The 16,973-nt window shown below is 62.3% G+C and carries 19 protein-coding genes; 10 read left to right on the top strand and 9 right to left on the bottom strand.

Translation table 11 applies throughout. The features are described from left to right. Positions 1-113: 113 nt before the first annotated feature. Entirely contained in the window at positions 114-1,709 is a 1,596-nt protein-coding gene (locus ACS13N_RS21525; protein WP_438933634.1) for a tetratricopeptide repeat protein, read from the bottom strand. A gap of 400 nt (positions 1,710-2,109) precedes the next feature. On the opposite strand from ACS13N_RS21525, the gene ACS13N_RS21520 reads away from it, so the two are divergent. Next, positions 2,110-2,688: a J domain-containing protein gene (locus ACS13N_RS21520; RefSeq protein WP_438933633.1), complete on the top strand. Its 579-nt coding sequence runs from the start codon at positions 2,110-2,112 to the stop codon at positions 2,686-2,688. A gap of 52 nt (positions 2,689-2,740) precedes the next feature. On the opposite strand, the gene ACS13N_RS21515 is transcribed toward ACS13N_RS21520, so the two are convergent. From ACS13N_RS21515 to ACS13N_RS21480, 8 genes are all read right to left on the bottom strand, one after another. Continuing rightward, positions 2,741-3,079 (bottom strand): hypothetical protein, encoded by a 339-nt coding sequence (locus tag ACS13N_RS21515; protein ID WP_438933632.1) that lies wholly within the window; start codon positions 3,077-3,079, stop codon positions 2,741-2,743. 315 nt (positions 3,080-3,394) lie between these two features. Further along, entirely contained in the window at positions 3,395-3,628 is a 234-nt protein-coding gene (locus ACS13N_RS21510) for a hypothetical protein (protein WP_438933631.1), read from the bottom strand. A gap of 10 nt (positions 3,629-3,638) precedes the next feature. Next, positions 3,639-3,845, bottom strand: coding sequence for a hypothetical protein (locus tag ACS13N_RS21505; RefSeq protein ID WP_438933630.1), 207 nt, complete (start codon positions 3,843-3,845; stop codon positions 3,639-3,641). 10 nt (positions 3,846-3,855) lie between these two features. Beyond that, positions 3,856-4,260, bottom strand: coding sequence for a hypothetical protein (locus ACS13N_RS21500; RefSeq protein WP_438933629.1), 405 nt, complete (start codon positions 4,258-4,260; stop codon positions 3,856-3,858). A 25-nt stretch (positions 4,261-4,285) separates the two neighbouring features. Beyond that, positions 4,286-4,804, bottom strand: coding sequence for a DUF6714 family protein (locus ACS13N_RS21495; RefSeq protein ID WP_438933628.1), 519 nt, complete (start codon positions 4,802-4,804; stop codon positions 4,286-4,288). 39 nt (positions 4,805-4,843) lie between these two features. After that, positions 4,844-5,335 carry a hypothetical protein gene (locus tag ACS13N_RS21490; RefSeq protein ID WP_438933627.1) on the bottom strand — a complete coding sequence of 164 codons (492 nt, stop codon included), beginning with the start codon at positions 5,333-5,335 and terminating at the stop codon, positions 4,844-4,846. Next, a complete protein-coding gene (locus tag ACS13N_RS21485; RefSeq protein WP_438933626.1) occupies positions 5,325-7,568 on the bottom strand; it encodes a DUF6531 domain-containing protein in 2,244 nt (747 codons plus the stop codon). Before ACS13N_RS21485 ends, ACS13N_RS21490 begins: the two co-directional genes overlap by 11 nt. 608 nt (positions 7,569-8,176) lie before the next feature. Next, on the bottom strand, positions 8,177-9,082 hold the full coding sequence (locus ACS13N_RS21480; protein WP_438933625.1) for a LysR substrate-binding domain-containing protein: 906 nt from the start codon (positions 9,080-9,082) through the stop codon (positions 8,177-8,179). 174 nt (positions 9,083-9,256) lie between these two features. Between ACS13N_RS21480 and mdcA the strand changes: the two genes are divergently transcribed. The 9 genes from mdcA to mdcH all read left to right on the top strand — a co-directional run bounded on the left by mdcA (position 9,257) and on the right by mdcH (position 16,916). Next, the gene (gene mdcA, locus ACS13N_RS21475; RefSeq protein ID WP_438933624.1) at positions 9,257-10,936 is read left to right on the top strand and encodes a malonate decarboxylase subunit alpha; all 1,680 of its coding nucleotides are present in this window, start codon (positions 9,257-9,259) and stop codon (positions 10,934-10,936) included. Then, positions 10,936-11,853, top strand: a complete 918-nt coding sequence (locus ACS13N_RS21470; protein WP_438933623.1) for a triphosphoribosyl-dephospho-CoA synthase — start codon at positions 10,936-10,938, stop codon at positions 11,851-11,853. Before mdcA ends, ACS13N_RS21470 begins: the two co-directional genes overlap by 1 nt. Continuing rightward, positions 11,840-12,139 (top strand): malonate decarboxylase subunit delta, encoded by a 300-nt coding sequence (locus ACS13N_RS21465; protein WP_438933622.1) that lies wholly within the window; start codon positions 11,840-11,842, stop codon positions 12,137-12,139. The genes ACS13N_RS21470 and ACS13N_RS21465 overlap by 14 nt, the downstream gene beginning before the upstream one ends. A gap of 9 nt (positions 12,140-12,148) precedes the next feature. After that, positions 12,149-12,994, top strand: coding sequence for a biotin-independent malonate decarboxylase subunit beta (locus tag ACS13N_RS21460; protein WP_438933621.1), 846 nt, complete (start codon positions 12,149-12,151; stop codon positions 12,992-12,994). Continuing rightward, positions 12,991-13,821 (top strand): biotin-independent malonate decarboxylase subunit gamma, encoded by an 831-nt coding sequence (mdcE, locus tag ACS13N_RS21455; RefSeq protein WP_438933620.1) that lies wholly within the window; start codon positions 12,991-12,993, stop codon positions 13,819-13,821. The genes ACS13N_RS21460 and mdcE overlap by 4 nt, the downstream gene beginning before the upstream one ends. Before the next feature lie 347 nt (positions 13,822-14,168). Continuing rightward, entirely contained in the window at positions 14,169-14,576 is a 408-nt protein-coding gene (gene madL, locus ACS13N_RS21450; protein WP_438933619.1) for a malonate transporter subunit MadL, read from the top strand. An 11-nt stretch (positions 14,577-14,587) separates the two neighbouring features. Then, positions 14,588-15,352 carry a malonate transporter subunit MadM gene (gene madM, locus ACS13N_RS21445; RefSeq protein ID WP_438933618.1) on the top strand — a complete coding sequence of 255 codons (765 nt, stop codon included), beginning with the start codon at positions 14,588-14,590 and terminating at the stop codon, positions 15,350-15,352. Next, the gene (locus ACS13N_RS21440) at positions 15,349-15,984 is read left to right on the top strand and encodes a malonate decarboxylase holo-ACP synthase (RefSeq protein WP_438933617.1); all 636 of its coding nucleotides are present in this window, start codon (positions 15,349-15,351) and stop codon (positions 15,982-15,984) included. The genes madM and ACS13N_RS21440 overlap by 4 nt, the downstream gene beginning before the upstream one ends. Continuing rightward, on the top strand, positions 15,981-16,916 hold the full coding sequence (gene mdcH, locus ACS13N_RS21435) for a malonate decarboxylase subunit epsilon (RefSeq protein ID WP_438933616.1): 936 nt from the start codon (positions 15,981-15,983) through the stop codon (positions 16,914-16,916). The genes ACS13N_RS21440 and mdcH overlap by 4 nt, the downstream gene beginning before the upstream one ends. The last annotated feature ends 57 nt before the right edge of the window (positions 16,917-16,973 follow it).

The following is a 16,973-nucleotide window of genomic DNA, read 5'->3' as shown; positions in this document are numbered from 1 at the left end:
AGCGGTTGGCGAGGGCTTTGGATCGGTCGGAGAATTTCGTTGCCACGGCATTTCCCCCACGGCGACGACTGGCTAAAAGCATGCGCTGCATGACTGCGTCGGGTCACCGCGCATCAACGGGCTACGAGATAGGCTTTGGCAGCTTCGATTTCCGGTCGCGTGCTATCCGCGCTTCTTGCGAGCACCAGCAATCGTTCGAAATATTCGGCCGCCTTGTCGCGCTGGCCGGAAAGGGCTGCGGCATGCGCGGCGCCGTAGAGCCCGTGAAAGCGGTTTGGATATTCCCGCAGCGCCGCCTCATATTCCTGCAATGCGGCGCCGGATCTTCCTTGTTCCACCAGCAAGTCACCCAGTAGCTCGCGCATTGGAACGAGCCTGTTCTCCATCGCCACGTTCTTGATGCTGGCATCTTCGCCATCGGCGGCCGTCCGCATCCATTGCTCAGCGCGCGTGCGGTTGCCTGCCTGCTGAGCGATCCACGCCGAGACGGCGGCAATCTCTTCTTCGATTCTGGCTACCCAGTAGGGCTCTTTTGATTTCTCAAGCGCTTGCTGCAAGCTCTTGAGCGCCTCGATCTCCTGCTTTGCGCCCGTCAAGTCGCCGCTGCGCGCCATCCCGAGGCCGCGCGCGAATCGCGTGATCGAATCAGCGTAGGGCCAGTTGTTCGAGGTGATGGGCAGAGCGGCCGCGGCTTTCCAGTCGGCTCGCTCTACGGCGTAACGCGCGGGCATTGCCGCAACAGAGTTCTTATTGCCATTCAGCGTTGGAGGACTGCGCGTGGCGGTTGCAGCCCCTTGTTCAATCAAGGCGCGCGCCTTTGCATCCTGCGCCAGCTGCAGATACGCATACACCGCGAAATCCAACGCGTGGTAGTAGTCGGGCTGAACTTCGAGGGCGGCCAAGTTGGATTGAATCGATTCCGGCCAAAGCCCGAGCATCGTGTAGATGTGGGATGGCATATGCCGGGCATGCGGTGCCGCAGGCGCGATGGTGGCGTACTTACCCGCTGCGACCAGACCCAGCGCAGCAAGAGGCGGATAGTCATAGGCGTGGATCAGGTAGTGCGCCGCCCCAGGGTGCTGCGGATTCTTGGCAAACAGCTTCTCCAGAATCGCAGCCGCCTTGCGCTGATTGGCGTAGGTCCGGTCGCTGACCGGCGCGGCGGCTTGCAGCGCGAGCGCATAGTAGATCCAGACCTCATCATCGTCTGGGTAGCGCTGCGTCATGCGTTGCATGGCATCGGCGTACGCCTGCAAGCGAGTTGCCACGGGCACGCTCTGATAATCCTGGTAGTAGGCACCGATCGCTTCGATCCAGTCACGTTCGCGCTGCGTCTTCGCACCGATGGAACGGGCCTTGGCCAGCGCTTGCGATGCAGCCTGGGCATCAGTCATGGACGGTGTACCCGCCAGCGAATTGCCCAGCAGATTGACGGCAATCCCCCAGTAAGCGATTGCGCAATCCGGGTCCTGCTCGATGACCGACTGGAAGGTCTTGCCCGCCTCGGTGAACCAGAAGGAGTGCAGCATGGCGACACCCCGCTCGAAGAGCGGTTGGACCTTCGGGCTGCAGGATGTGGGGAACGTGACGTGACCGAGTTGATCGGCGCTCGCATGGTGTTCGTGCTCGTCATGTTCATCGGCAAGCGCGAAAGCAGCCGCCATCATCAGCGCTGAAACTGCGAGGCCCACAAGCGTGCGTGAGTGCATGAGTCTCTCCCCATGCGTCGCTGCAAAGCAATGAGGTGCCGTATCTGCCCAGGCAAGCCAAGCGCGTTGGCGGCCCAGCGCTCTTACAGCACCGTTGCTCTCAGCGTATCCGTGGTGCGGCAGGAATCAAGCACAAGAGCGCACCGCGCTGAAGCTGAACCTGATGCCAAAAGCGTGCCAAGCCCCTCTACGGCTGGAACGACCGTATGGATGCGTGGAAGCAGCGCAATGGTGTTGGGTAAACGCCCCGGTCTGTTACATCGAAGAAACACGACCTTCACGGCCATGGCTGCCGACGCGCGTCACCTCATTTGCGCGGCGCCGGCCCGCGCGATCCATGGGTTCGAACGTACACGACCGCATGCTAGGATGACCTTTCCCCTGGCAGCCCCCCTCCGCCATGACGACCATTTACGCGACCCTCGGCGTGCAGCCGGACGCGACACTGGACGAAATCAAGCGCGCCTATCGCCGTGCCACGATGAAGTGGCACCCCGACCGCAACCTTGGCCGCGAGGCCGAAGCCTACGCAGCGTTCCAGGAAATCCGCGAGGCCTACGCCATCCTCTCCGATGCCGAGCAACGCCGGGTCTACGACGAGGTGTTCGCGCAGGAAATGCAGCGCTGGCAGGCCGAGCGCGACGCACAGGAAGCTCAGGAGCGAGAAGCGCAACGGGAGCGTGAGCGCATCGCGCAGGAGCACTACGAGAAGATGGTCGCCATCGCGATGCGCTTTGCTGACGATGGTCACAACCGGGACGTGCTCTTCGGTGTGCTGCTCGGGCGGGACTGCGAGGCAGAGCTGGCGGCGCGCATTGTGGATAGTGTGTGGGCGATGCAGGAAGCGCGGCGGGCGAGTGTGGCGGCTGCGAAGGTGCCTGACGTTGAGGCTGTTCCGACACCCGAAGCGACGCGGCCCCAGCATCAACCCAGCGCCTTTGAGTCGTTCTGGCAAGGCTTGTTTGGCTTGCGACCGTAGCTGTCTTTGAGACGCCCTGACCCGCTCAGGGCGTTGTCATTCGCAGCTGAGCCTATCGGCGCTCAACTGCAGCCAGCGCATCCCATGTGTCTGGGTTCAACTGGCACCCCTCCAGCGCGAGCAGCACATACGCGCCAATGGCATCAAGAAACCCCGCACGATATTCCAATTGGCGTGCGCCCAGCACGTAGTCCAGCGTCTCCCGTAAAAGCGCGGGTTGGAACGAGCGATGCCGATGCAACGAACGCTGCGTAATCCGCAGAAACCGCTGCGCGCGCAGCGCACCGGATTGGTACAACGTGGGGGCGGATGGAGGGGGAGAAGGGAACGATGCGGGGCGAAGCCCGCTTTGAGGAACGGCCATGACGTCTCCTGACGACACATCGATCATGGGCTCGCCGCCCTCGTCGCTAAACGAGGGTGGCGGGCCTGCGGCGAGGTTAGCGACTGGTGTCAGGACCCAGTAGACCTTGCGGTCTCACTCACCCGGCCCGCCATTGAAAACGGACGAGAGTGTACACAATGAACGGAGGTTCACTGTCCCGACTAGGTCGCTAAACCCAGGCCTTCGTTGGTGCGAAGGCAGGTGGATTCTATTGAGGGTCTTGGGACGTGAACATCGCCGGATTCCTAAAGTGCGATGGCTGCGCTTTAGCACCGCTCGATCAAGATGATGAAGCGAAAGAATTTGTGCAGATGCGAAGCCTCACTTAATCGCACGTGCGATCAGTCGCAAGCCTTCCTCGGCCACTTCGTAGTGGATCAGTCCATAGCTGGGGAATTCGACCATGAATCCAGTCTTGAGGTAGCCCCATTGCTCAGCCGTATGTTCGTCGCTGTACGCGCCGTCCTCGATCGAACACACAACCACGCCACCGTCATCCGTACCTAGACCAACATGGTCACCAAGCCTGACTTCCTGTCCGTCGGCGTATTTCATGGTCATATCGTTAGCGCATTGGGTGGTACTTGCCCCACCCAAAGTAGTCGTTGCGCTTCTGCGCGGCTTCATCATACGAGTCTGCTTCGAACGACGTCAGCAATGCAGCCTTGCCCTCGTACAGATGCTGCCGTGATTCGAACTGACCCGTCTCCAGAAGAGTGATTTGCGTGCCGCCAGCAGGGTCCACCATCTGCCATACCTCGTAGGTCGCCATACCGCTTCCTCTATGCTTTCCTTGCAGCGAAAGCCTTGACGTAGTCGTCCACCGTGGCAAGTGCTGTGATGTCGATCTTCATACCCCGTTGCGTTGCACGCCGGGCTGCCAGATTGCCTAGCACGTCCAGTTCTTCGCTCGTTATGAAGTAAGCGCCGATGTCGGCTCCGAACCGATCGCTTGGGCGCAACTTGTCCGCTGGTACTCGCAATGTGTCGGCGATCTCGTTCCTGAGAACACGGACATCCGTCTCATCCAGATCGCCCGTGGCGTAGAACTGCGCGTAGATCTGGGCATCGTTAAGCGACTCTCGATCGGTAAGAGCAACAAGGCTCCTCCTGCGACGATTCCGGCGAAGCAATGCCACCCCTCCACTGAGTGCAACTGCAAGTGCCGCTAGAGGGAAGAAATTCATGGTGTAGCGACAATGCACGAAGTCATCAGGGCAACCCCGCTCGCGCGAGCCAGTAGTTGGCCAGCGCCTGCTGAATGGAAGGCGTGTCGAATCCGTCCGGCCCCTCAGCTTCGAGCTTGAATTTCAGGTACTCAACAATTGCACCGGCCTGCGCTTTCGAGAATACGGAATGCCGATACACAGCACTATCCCAGGCTGTCCGATTCCCGTACCTCCGAGGATTTATCCTTTCCGCTGAACCCTGGTCCGCAAGGCCGTGGACCAGGTGGAATACAACATCGTTGTAGTGAATCTCACCTCTGATGTCATACACCATGAAAGCCTGTAGGTAGTACCTGAATGCCTCGTCGGAGAGAAAGGACAAGACTGCGTCCTGATCCATCTTGAATATGTGCAGATCCCTCCAGTTTTTGACCCCACGAAATATTTGTTCAGTTTCAGCAGGCTCGAAACCTTCATGACTGCAGACCAGCGCCCAGTCCGGAGGCACCTCGACGTCAGAGAATGCGCTGAGGATTGCGTCTTCCAGTTTGGCTTTTTCCATAGCTCTGCATCCGTAACGATCAGCTCTGGACTTGAATTTCTAGTTCCACAAACCATTCAGACCAGCATCTGCACCGTACCAATCAGCGGAAGTAGGATCGCTTACATCCTTAACCCATTGCAGGAAGGTCACGATTTGCCCCGCCTGCGCGGGTGAGAACTTGTTCCTGAAGCTCCGCCATTCCTCACGAGGTTCAAACTTGGGGTTGTCAGGCAACAATGCTGATATGGCCAATGGATCAGCCCACTCTGGGCTCAGTAACACACCACAGAGGATGGACGGCACGTAGTACTTGAAGAAGTCGCTATTGGTGCCGTTGCGGATCGCAGACGGCCGAATCATGTGTGTCCAATCCTCTAGCTGCACATCGGTCCAGGGCCTACCGATCACCCGCTGCAGATCCTCTTCAACCTCCCAGTCGATGTCTCCGTCCGGGCGTCTATGATCTACGGGAACAGGTGTAGTTGGGAAAACACGCCGCATCCCCTCGGCGATTCGCCGAGCTTGAGCCGTCAACTCTTTAGAGTCCATTGCAAACTTCCACTTGTTGAATGATCTTTACCCACTCGCCCTGATGCCGTGAATCACCCCCACGGAAACACCTATTCATGAGGTCTCGGCGAGCATTGCCGCAAGACTGAAGTGCGCTCCTCTTAGCAAGCAGCGTCGCCACGTCATCTCCTGGCTTGCAATACGACTGTCCCCGCTTGCAAGCTTCCGTCACCGCCTTGTTGCGGCGTATGTATTCATCCCAATCGCAGTCACCGGGAGGTTCGCCTCGATTGAAAGCCTGTGTCACGGCGCTAATAGCTGCGCTGCACGCCCGTTGTACCCGCATGAGAATTCTCAACATCCCCATCTCAGGAGGCATGCGACGCGATCCAACGTTGGAGTCCAATTCCTCCTCTGGTCGGGGCGACACGTTGATGCTTTGACTGCCTGTAGGGACAGGCATAGGCGGCCTGTATCCAATGCCCGTACCGGAACCTACCCCCACTTGTGCGTGCGCTGATCGAATAAGCTCTGACACCACGCGCTTCAACCAACTCAATGTCGCATTCCAACTACTCACAAGCACTGACTTCACACGCGTCACAACAGAAGAAGCTTCAGCGTCACCATGTTGCGTCCGCTCCACGCTAAATGGGCTCGCAAGCGTTGACAGATTGGCCGGCTGCTGAATCGTCAAGTTGTCGAAAATCTCGATAAGCCTATGCGCGGCATCATAGACATAGCGGGCGGAGGTGTCCTCCGGTCCGGTCACGGCTATGCGCTGCCCGATGGGATCATAGTCATAGTGGATTCTCAGATTTCCGATCTGACGATCCGTTAGCCACCCACGTGCGTTATAGCTGAGCTTGTGGATCAAGCCTTCCGTATCCACGGCCTCAAGCACCCGCCCTGCAGCATCGTATTGAGTGACCCGGCCGGTTTGGCCGGATGGATTGGTAAGCGTCAACAGGTCGCCCTTGCCGTCATAGGTGAATGTCCACGTTCCAACCGTGATCAATCCTTTGCTATCCGTTGCTGTCAGAACTTGCCCATTCGCATCGTATGTCCACGCTGTACGTTCGCTATCGCCGGAAGCTGCGGCGGCAAAGCCTTGACTACCGTTAGCATCACCAGTCGGCGTCACAGTATGCGAAAGCAAATTCCCATTCGCGTCGTAGGAAAACGCCTCTATCTTGTTCGGCGTTGCCATGCGGCTCACAGAGCCTTGCTGCGGGTCCCATTCCGTTGTGGTGGTCTTCGCATCCGCCGTCCCGGCCCCGACTACGCGCTGCGTCTCGCGGCCGAGGGCATCGTAGACATACGTCGTCGTGGAACCGTCATAGCCCGTCTTGCTTGTCGGGTTGTTATTGGCGTCGTAGCTGGTGCTTTGCGCGGTGTTGCCACAAGTCGGGCAAGGCGCCGACACCCCCGTAGGCAACAACACACCGTTCTGCTTGAGGAAGGTGTACGTGCTGGTCGTGCCTGATGGCTGTGTGACGATCGTCTGGCCATTCGCTTGGTACTGGAACTGATACCGATCCGCTCCGGCAGTCAGTTCGCTGGTAATCGCCCGCCCCTGATTGTCATAGGCATACGTGGCATACCGCACACCAGCTTCGTCGATCACGCCGGTCAGTGCGGTCGGGAAGCGCGTGTCTTCGTACACGTACTGCCGCACGGTGTTGTCCGGCCAGGTGACGGAGGTCAGCATGCCGGTTGCGTTGTAGGCGTACTTCGTTACAGCACCATCTGGCGCGGTGACGCTGGATACGCGACCTTGCGCGTCGTACGCAAGGGTCAGGCTACGGCCGCTGGGGGCTGTGACTTGCGTAAGCTGGGTATTAGTGTCGTAGGTAAGCGTCGTAGTGCGGCCGGTCTGCTCCCGAACGGAAAGTAGTTTCCCTTTGGCATCGTAGGTCTCAACGGCTCCCGTCATCGCCGTGGTGTACAGCCACGATGAAATTGCCCCTGACGCGTCGTATGTCGGTTGCAACACGTCATTCCCGATTGCGGTTTTCCAGGTACGAGTTGTGTAGTTCGGAGCAAAGAACACCGCCTCGCCGTCCCCACGCCGGGCAACAACCCGAGGCATTGACGGAAAGTCAGACTCCTGAAACTGCAGGTTGCTTTGCCACTCGCTTGTCCACCCGCCCGGGCCTTGAGCCGGCGATGCGAACAAAGCCGAACGATACGTCCGTTGGTAATGAAGCGCGGCGTCGGGGAGGCTTAGATCTGTCTCCGTGAGGATTTTCACGCCCGTTGCAGGCTGCACGGGATGTCCGACCGGGCATGACATTGTGCGAGGTGGCTCAACGCGCCACATCCCTTTGGCGTCAAACGAACCAATCTTCTCGGGCGACCAGCCTACTGAAGGATCGGTATTGCCGATGCCCCACGCGAAGTAGCCGGTCGCATATCCAAGGTGGTTCCAACACCGAGTTGATCCAGGAGCCCACGTTCCGGGGATAGGGGCATTCGCACAGGCTGCCTGGGGAGTGCTGTATAGGGTGTCTACGCGCACCCCCACCACGCTAACATCTTCTGACCATGGCGTGTAACCAATAACACTCCAGGCCGCTGCACACTGCATCCAGCTCATGAGTAGCAGCACCACTAGTAAGACCTTTCGCATTCCCAACCCCAGCGTATTTTTGTTGGTTGGCGAGTCTAAACAACTCCGCTTCTTCGATACTTAGTATTTCTTTTTTTTGAATTAATTATCTTCAAAATCTAATGTGTCGACGGTAGGTGCTGATTTACCTCTCACGGATATCTCCACAAAAGGCCGGCTGACAGCATAGTCCGCAAGATTAGGTTTAGCCGAAGCCCTGTATAGAACATCTACCCGTCATCCCGCTCGTCGGCAGATTGCCCGTCGATTCAACGGCTACCCAACAACCGACACTCCGCCGACAACGCCAGCAGATTCGGATCGCGCTCCCGATTGCGCTGCATCACTAACACGATGTGCTGACTGATCGCGTAGCGCGCCGCCAGCGGAATCAGCTGCACCTTGGGGCTGAAATCCGCCACGCGGCGCGGGAGCAGTGCATAGCCGATGCCGCCGCTCACCAGGTTCATCAGCGAGAAGATGTCGCCCACGCGCAGTGCAATCTGCGGTGCAAAACCGGCCTTGTCGAAGGCGGCCATGAAGTCGTGGTACGTGGCGAAATCGTCGCCGAGCGCGACGAATTTTTCGCTGCGCACGGTTTGCAGGTCGATCTCCGTCGATGACGCATACGGCGAGTCCAGCGGCGCGGCAAAGAGAATCTCGTCATCGAACATCGGCACGGTGAGCAGATCAGGATTGCGCAGCGGCTCGCCCAGCGCAATGACGATGGCGTCGAGCTGGCCGTCTTCCAGCTTGGCCAGCAGGCTGCGGTTCGAGCCCAGCGTGAGTTCGATGTCGAGCGCGGAGCGCCGCGTCTTCAGCCCCGCGAAGATGCGCGGCAGCGTACCGACCGTCATCGAATAGAGTCCGCCGATCTTCAGCGTAGTGGAGGAGAACCCCGCCGCTTCGCGTGTGCGGCGCACACCGGCTTCGCATTCGGCCAGGATGCGTTCCACATGCTCGGCAAACACGTAGGCGGTGGAGAGCGGGATCAGCTTGCGCCCGTCGCGTTTGAACAGCGGGCAACGCAAGCCCTCTTCCAATGAATGCAGCGCGCGGTGCACGCTCACCGTGCTCTGCCCGAGCGCCTCCGACACGCGCGCCATGTTGCCCAGCGTCATGAAGGACTGGAACACCTCCAGCTTCTTCAATGTGATGTCTTCATCAATTGCCATGGTTCTGTCTCCGCTGGGCGTGGGCCGGGTGTGGGCTTAGGGCCGCACTTTGCCGTGATCTGCCCATTCTTTCATTAACTTAAAGCTAATGAAACCGCGACTAGGTTGATTGAAGTGCACGGTTTTCCGGCATACGGTACAGCCCATCGAGTTCACGGTTGGAGCTGTCCACTCATGCAAGCGATGTCCAACAATCCGGCCAACGCCGCCATCCCGCCCCAGTGGCGCAAGCGGCGCGACGAGAAGGAACGCCGTCTGGCTGCCGCCCGCCGGATCGCCAACGGCAAGGTCATCCCCACCACCGATATCGTCGCCGCGCTGGAAGCGCTGCTCGCCCCGGGCGACCGCGTCGTGCTGGAGGGCAACAACCAGAAGCAGGCCGATTTCCTGTCGCGCTCGCTGGCCAAGGTGAACCCCGAGCGCCTGCACGATCTGCACATGATCATGCCGAGCGTGAGCCGTGCCGAGCACCTGGATATTTTTGAAGCCGGCATCGCGCACAAGCTCGATTTCTCGTTTGCGGGGCCGCAAAGCCTGCGCATCAGCCAGTTGCTGGCCGACGGGCTGCTGGAAGTCGGCGCCATCCACACCTACATCGAGCTGTATGCGCGGCTGGTGGTGGACTTGATCCCCAACGTGTCGCTGGTGGCCGGCTTCAAGGCCGATCGCCAGGGCAACATCTACACCGGCCCCAGCACCGAAGACACGCCCGCGCTGGTCGAGCCCGCCGCGTTCTCCGATGGCATCGTCATCGTGCAGGTCAACGAGATCGTCGATGACCCGGCCGACCTGCCGCGTGTCGACATTCCCGGCTCGTGGGTCGACTTCATCGTGCAGGCCGACAAGCCGTTCTACATCGAGCCGCTGTTCACGCGCGACCCGCGCCTCATCAAGCCCGTGCACGTGCTGATGGCGATGATGGCCATTCGCGGCATCTACCAGCGGCACAACGTGCAGTCGCTCAACCACGGCATCGGCTTCAACACCGCAGCCATTGAGCTGATCCTGCCGACGTACGGCGAGCGCCTGGGCCTCAAGGGCAAGATCTGCCGCAACTGGACGCTCAACCCGCACCCGACGCTGATTCCGGCAATCGAATCCGGTTGGGTGGAAAGCGTGCATTGCTTCGGCACAGAACTCGGCATGGAACGCTATGTGGCCGCACGCCCCGATGTGTTCTTCACCGGCCGCGATGGCTCGCTGCGCTCGAACCGCATGCTGTGCCAGTTGGCGGGCCAATACGCGGTGGACCTCTTCATCGGCGCGACGCTGCAGGTGGATGGCGATGGGCATTCGTCCACCGTCACGCGCGGCCGCCTGGCCGGTTTTGGCGGCGCGCCCAACATGGGCCACGACCCGCGTGGCCGCCGTCACGCCACGCCCGCATGGCTCGACATGACCGAACCGGTGACGATGCTGGAGCGCGGCAAGAAGCTCGTCGTGCAGATGGTCGAAACGTTCCAGGAAGGCGGCAAGCCCACCTTTGTCGACACGCTCGATGCGGTGGCCGTGGCCAAGCAAAGCGGCATGCCGCTCGCGCCCATCATGATCTACGGCGACGACGTCACCCACCTGCTGACCGAAGACGGCATTGCGTATCTCTACAAGGCACGCTCGCTGGAAGAGCGGCGCGCAATGATCGCGGCGGTGGCAGGTGTCACCTCCATCGGCCTGCGTCACGACCCGTCCAAGACCGAGCAGATGCGCCGCGACGGCCTGATCGCCCTGCCAGAAGACCTCGACGTGCGCCGCGGCGATGCCAGCCGCGAACTGCTCGCCGCCAAGAGCATCGCTGACCTGGTGGAATGGTCCGGCGGCCTGTACGACCCGCCTGCACGCTTCCGGAGCTGGTAATGGAGAAGACACTGAACCGGCCCCTGCCGGCCAGCCCGAAAGCACGTGCGAAGCGATTGGGCGCGCTGGTGGAGTCTGCCCTCATCGACGAGGTGACGCTGTCGCCCAAACCCGGTCTCGTCGACGTGCGCGGCAACGGCGCGCATCACGACCTCGATTGGACGCTGATGGTGCACTCGGCCCAGACCCTGCGCCCGGCATTTGAGGCCATGGCGTTGGCGGGCGCGCAGATGGACTCGCCGCTGGCGCTGCGCGAACGCATCGGCCGCCTGGGTCGCGAAGGCGAAGCGACCATGCTGGACGCGACCGGCGGCATCAACACGCACCGCGGCGCCATCTGGGCGCTCGGGCTGCTGGTGACGGCGGCCGCGCAAGAACCGCAGGCGTTGAACGCCGCCGCCGTTGCGAATCGTGCGACACGCCTGGCCAACATCCCGGATCGCTTTGCGCCGGTCTCCACTGGTCACAAGGGCGAGCGTGCGTGCAACGACTACGGCGTTGGCGGTGCGAAGGGCCAGGCCTGTGCCGGCTTTCCGCACGTGATCAAGGTGGCACTGCCCGCGTTGCATCAGGCGCGCGCCGCAGGCATCCGCGAAGACCATGCTCGCGTGGATGCGCTGCTCGCCGTCATGGCCACGCTGGACGACACCTGCGTACTCGCACGCGGTGGCGCCAATGCGCTGCGTGTCGTACAAACCGGTGCGACCACGGTACGCGCCGAAGGCGGCTTGGCAACTTCGCAAGGCCGCCGCGCCTTCCGTCTGCTCGAACAAGACATGCTGGCACTGCACGTGTCACCCGGTGGTGCAGCCGATCTGCTGGCCGCCACGCTGTTCCTCGACCGTCTGCCCGCAAGCGCGCACGCAGCGTCCGATCTCGAATCCGCTCATCAGGAAACCGAACATGGAGCGTCTTGATTTTCAATTCACCGGCGGCGCACCCGCTAGCCGACGTGCCTATGCCGGCGTGGTCGGCTCGGGCGACCTGGAGGTGCTGCTCACCCCCGGCAACGCTGGCCAGATCGACGTGGCCATCACCACGTCCGTCAACGGCATGAGCGCGACGTGGCAAGCTCAGCTTGCGCGCGTGTTCGGCTCGCACGCATGGCCTGCTGCCAAGATCACCATCAACGACTTCGGCGCAACACCGGCCGTAGTGCGGTTGCGGCTCGAGCAGGCGCTCGAAGCGCTCGCGCAGTCGTAAGGAGACGCCATGTCACGCAACCCGATTGAACGCGACAGCTTTATCGAACGCGACGCGCGCCGTCGCGCGATTGCCCTGCTCGACCCCGGCACGTTCCGCGAACTGCTCGATCCGTTCGAGCAACTGACATCACCGTGGCTGCCGCGCCAGGGCATCGTCACACAGGCCGATGATGGCGTGGTCGTCGCGCGCGGCACGCTGGGCGGGCAGCCCGCCGTAGTGCTCGCCATTGAAGGCGCCTTTCAGGGCGGCAGCATGGGCGAGGTGTCCGGCGCCAAGATTGCCGGCGCACTGGAGCTGGCGGCGGAAGACAACCGCAATGGCATTCCCACACGCGCCGTCATCATCTTCGAGACGGGCGGCGTGCGGCTGCAAGAGGCCAATCTTGGCCTCGCGGCCATCGCTGAAATCCATGCAGGCATCCGCGCGCTGCGTGAGTACGGGCCGGTGATCGGCATCACGGCAGGCACGGTCGGCTGCTTTGGCGGCATGAGCATCGCCGCCGGCCTGTGCAGCTACCTGCTGATGACGCGTGAGGCACGCCTCGGCCTCAATGGCCCGCAGGTGATCGAACAAGAGGCCGGCATCGAAGAGTACGACTCGCGCGACCGCCCCTTCATCTGGAGCCTAACTGGCGGCGAACAACGCAATGCCACGGGCCTCGCCGATGTCTGCATCGAAGACGACTCCGTCTCGATCCGTGCGCAGGTGATCGCATGGCTGCAGGCAGGTGCACCGAAGCACCAGCGCAGCGAGCAGGTCGACCACTACCTCGAACAACTCGCCGCCGTCGACACCTCGCGCCAAGCCACGGCCGAAGATGTGCGCACGCTCTACGCAAAGGATCAAGCATGAGCCAGAACGAACTTTCCACGCGCGGCGCTACCTGGATGCGCGCACTCACCGGCGGTACGCCGGTTGCGGGCTACGGCAGCACGCTTCAAGTCATCGATGCCACGCTGGCAGGCCAGCCCGCCCGCTACATCGCCGTCGTGCCCAATGCAGACAACCGCTTCCCACGCGCACGCAATGGCGAAGTCGGCCTGGTCGAAGGCTGGCAGCTCGCGCGCGCCGTGCGCGATGTCGTGACTGAAGACGCCAGGCAAGAGAAGAAACGCGCCATCGTCGCCGTTATCGACGTGGCCAGCCAGGCTTATGGGCGCCGCGAGGAAGCCTACGGTATCCACCTCGCACTGGCCGCCGCGGCGGATGCCTATGCCGCTGCACGTCTGGCCGGCCATCCGGTGATCGGCCTGATCGTCGGGCGAGCCATGTCGGGCGCGCTGCTGGCACATGGCTATCAGGCCAACCGCCTGCTTGCACTCGACGATGCCGAAGTGATGGTGCACGCGATGGGCAAAGCCGCAGCGGCACGCGTGACGCTGCGCTCCGTGGCCGACCTGGAACGCCTCGCGCAGGAGATTCCGCCCATGGCGTATGACATCGCCAGCTTCGCGTCGCTCGGGCTGCTGTGGAAATTGCTGAAGGTGAAGTCCGCTGACACACCCGATGCGGGCGACATCGATACCGTGCAAACCGCGCTCGCCGCAGCACTCGCCGACATAGCCGCAGACCCATCGCGCGGGCTGGAAAGCCGGCTCGGCGCGCCGCTACGCAACGCCTCTGCGGAAGTCCGCAAACGCCTGCGCGCCCAATGGAACACGCAAGCAGAAGGCGCGTAGCACATAGAGAAATGCCATCGGGGCGCCAAGCCATGCAACAGACGGTGTGGCCGTACCCTGCCCTAGATGGCGCCTTGAATTTCTGTTGCAGGGAGGAAAAAGAGTGCAGGCCTGTTTGAGCGAAGCGAGTTGCCTGCACTCCCTCCCTGCGACAGAAATTCAAGGAGGGGGTCGCCATCTCGGGCGCGCCTTTCTTTGCTTACTTTCTTTGGCAAGACAAAGAAAGTGAGTCAGCCCCGGCAGGGGATGAAACAAGGGATGCACCACTAACGCAAAAAAAACCTCACCCCTCGATCACCACAACACACAACAGGCGACCCATCGCCGTTCCTTCAGGAGACAAAGACGTGATCATCTACGGTACGACCCTGCTGGCGCTATGTCACATCGCCGGCCTCTTCCTGGGCGACTTGCTCGGCCAGGCCATCGGCGTGAAGGCCAATGTAGGCGGCGTGGGCATCGCCATGCTGCTGCTGATCTTCGCGCGCCTCTACCTGCACAAGCGTGGGCTGATGCCGGCCGCCACAGAAGCCGGCGTCTCGTTCTGGGGCGCAATGTACATCCCAGTGGTAGTGGCGATGGCAGCCACGCAGAACGTGGTGACGGCGCTGCGCGGCGGCCCCGTCGCGCTGCTCGGTGCCATCGGCGCGGTCGTGGTGTGCGGTGTGTGCATCGCGCTCATCAACCGCACAGGCAAAGCCGAAGACCGGCAACCCCTGCCGCCGCTGCCTGAATCCGAACAAGCCCGCGCCTGAGGAGCCCCGCCATGCTGTCAATGCTAGAGAAAGTTCTGCAACACAACGGGCTGGTCGCGGCGTTTGCGCTGGTCGGCATCGTCATGGGCCTGTCGATGTGGCTGTCCAAGAAGCTGACCTTCGGGCGCGTGCACGGGTCTGCCATCGCCATCATGATCGGGCTGGTGCTGGCCTACTGGGGTGGCGTGCAAACGGGTGGTGAACGCGGCCTGGCTGACCTGAAGCTGTTCGGCGGTATCGGCCTGATGGGGGGCGCGATGCTGCGCGACTTCGCCATCGTCGCGACAGCCTTTGAGGTGCAGGTGACCGAGGCGCGCAAGGCCGGCCTGATCGGCGCCGTCTCGCTGCTACTGGGGACGGTGCTGCCGTTCATCGTCGGCGCCTGCGTTGCCTACGCCTTCGGCTATACCGATGCGGTCAGCGTCACCACCATCGGCGCGGGCGCCGTCACGTACATCGTCGGGCCGGTGACGGGCGCGGCGCTGGGTGCCAGCTCCGATGTCATGGCGTTGTCGATTGCCACGGGCCTCGTCAAGGCGATCCTGGTGATGGTTGGCACGCCGTTCGCGGCCAAGGCATTGGGCCTGAACAACCCGCGTGCGGCCATGGTGTTCGGCGGATTGGCGGGTACCGTCAGCGGCGTGTCGGCTGGGCTTGCTGCCACCGACCGGCGTCTGGTGCCTTACGGCTCGCTGGTGGCGACGTTCCATACGGGTCTCGGTTGCTTGCTCGGGCCGTCGGTGCTGTTCCTCGCCACCAAGGCGCTGATCGCATGACGCAAACGCCGCTGCGCGCGCACGATCTGCTGTGGGTGTCCGCGATGCCCACAACAGCAGACGGCGCACCTTTGCCGGACTGGGCCATCGCGGCATGTCAGCAAGGTGCGCCCGTCGTCGTGCGTCGTGCACCGCGTGGTGCGGATGGGTCGATCCCGGTAGGCCTGCGCGGCTGCGTACGGAGCGAGCGCTGCGCTGGCACCGTCGCGGCCAGCGCCATCACGCGTGTGGTCACGCCAGAAATGCTGGCAACCACCGCAACGGCGATCGCTCACGACGCCCCGTTTGCAGCACTGCGCACCTTACGCGCGTTGGCCCCCGCACTCGATGCCCTCGGCTGGGCCTGGGGGCCGACCGGGGGTGTGGGCTTTGCGCTCGCCAGCGGCTTACCTGTCTTACACACGGACAGCGATCTCGACCTCGTCGTGCGCATGCCGCATGCCCCATCGGCTGCGCAGCGCGAGCACCTCGTGCGCCAGCTGAGCGACACCGAATGCCGCGTCGACCTGCAGATCGACACCGGCCACGGCGGCTTCGCCTTGCGCGACTGGTTGACCTCGCCACACAAGACACTACTCAAGACCGATCTCGGCCCCGTGCTCGTCGCGGATCCTTGGAGTCGTCTGGCATGAGCGTCCTCTTCATGTTTCCGGGTCAAGGCAGCCAGCGTGCGGGCATGCTGCACGCGTTGCCTGACGACCCGGCCGCCGCGCAAACACTGACCGAAGCTGGCGACGTGCTGGGCGTTGATCCACGCACACTCGATACCGCAGAGGCGTTGCGATCGACAGTGGCGGTTCAGCTGTGCTTGTTGATTGCCGGTGTGGCCGTGGCGCGCACGTTGGTTCGACAGGATGCCGCGCCAGATATGGTGGCCGGCCTGTCGATCGGCGCGTGGCCCGCAGCCGTTGTGGCTGGCGTGCTGGATTTCAGCGATGCACTACGCCTGGTCCGCCTGCGCGGGCAACTCATGGAAGACGCCTACCCCAGCGGCTACGGCATGGCCGTCATCGCCGGCCTGACCGAACCGGAAGTCGCCGCCGTCGTTGCGCTGGTCAACTCGGCAGCAACGCCCGCCTATGTCGCCAACCTGAATGCAGAGCGGCAGATTGTCGTGGCGGGCAACGATGCCGCACTCGCGCAGGTCATAGCCCGTGCGCAAGCAGCGGGCGCGTCGACGGCGTCGCGGTTGTGCATGGCGGTGCCATCGCACTGCCCGTTGCTCGATACGCAAGCCGCCGAGCTGGCTGCGGCCACAGCAAAGGTCACTGCCCACGCGCCGCAACGCACGTACGTCAGCGGCAGCCGTGCGCGCGCACTCTTCCGCGCCAATCTCATTGTCGAAGACCTGGCCTGGAACATGGCGCGGCCGGTGCTGTGGCATGACACGATGCGGCACGCGTTCGAGCGTGGCGCTCGGCTGGCCGTGGAGATGGCGGGCAACGGTGCGCTGAAACGTCTCGCGCAACCCGTCTTTGCGGATGATGCGGTGTTCGATACGAGTAGCGGGCTGGATGCGGTGCGAGTACGGATACAGCGTCAACAGCGCTCGGACAGCCGATAGCGCTGATCGCGCACAAAGAAAAACGGGGCGCTCGGCCCCGTTTCTTTTTGCACATCG

The sequence above is a fragment of the Ralstonia sp. 24A2 genome (assembly GCF_051783885.1).
Taxonomy (GTDB): Bacteria; Pseudomonadota; Gammaproteobacteria; order Burkholderiales; family Burkholderiaceae; genus Ralstonia.
The sequence above is the reverse complement of the archived record's forward strand: the minus strand, read 5'-3'. Positions and strand labels throughout refer to the sequence as shown.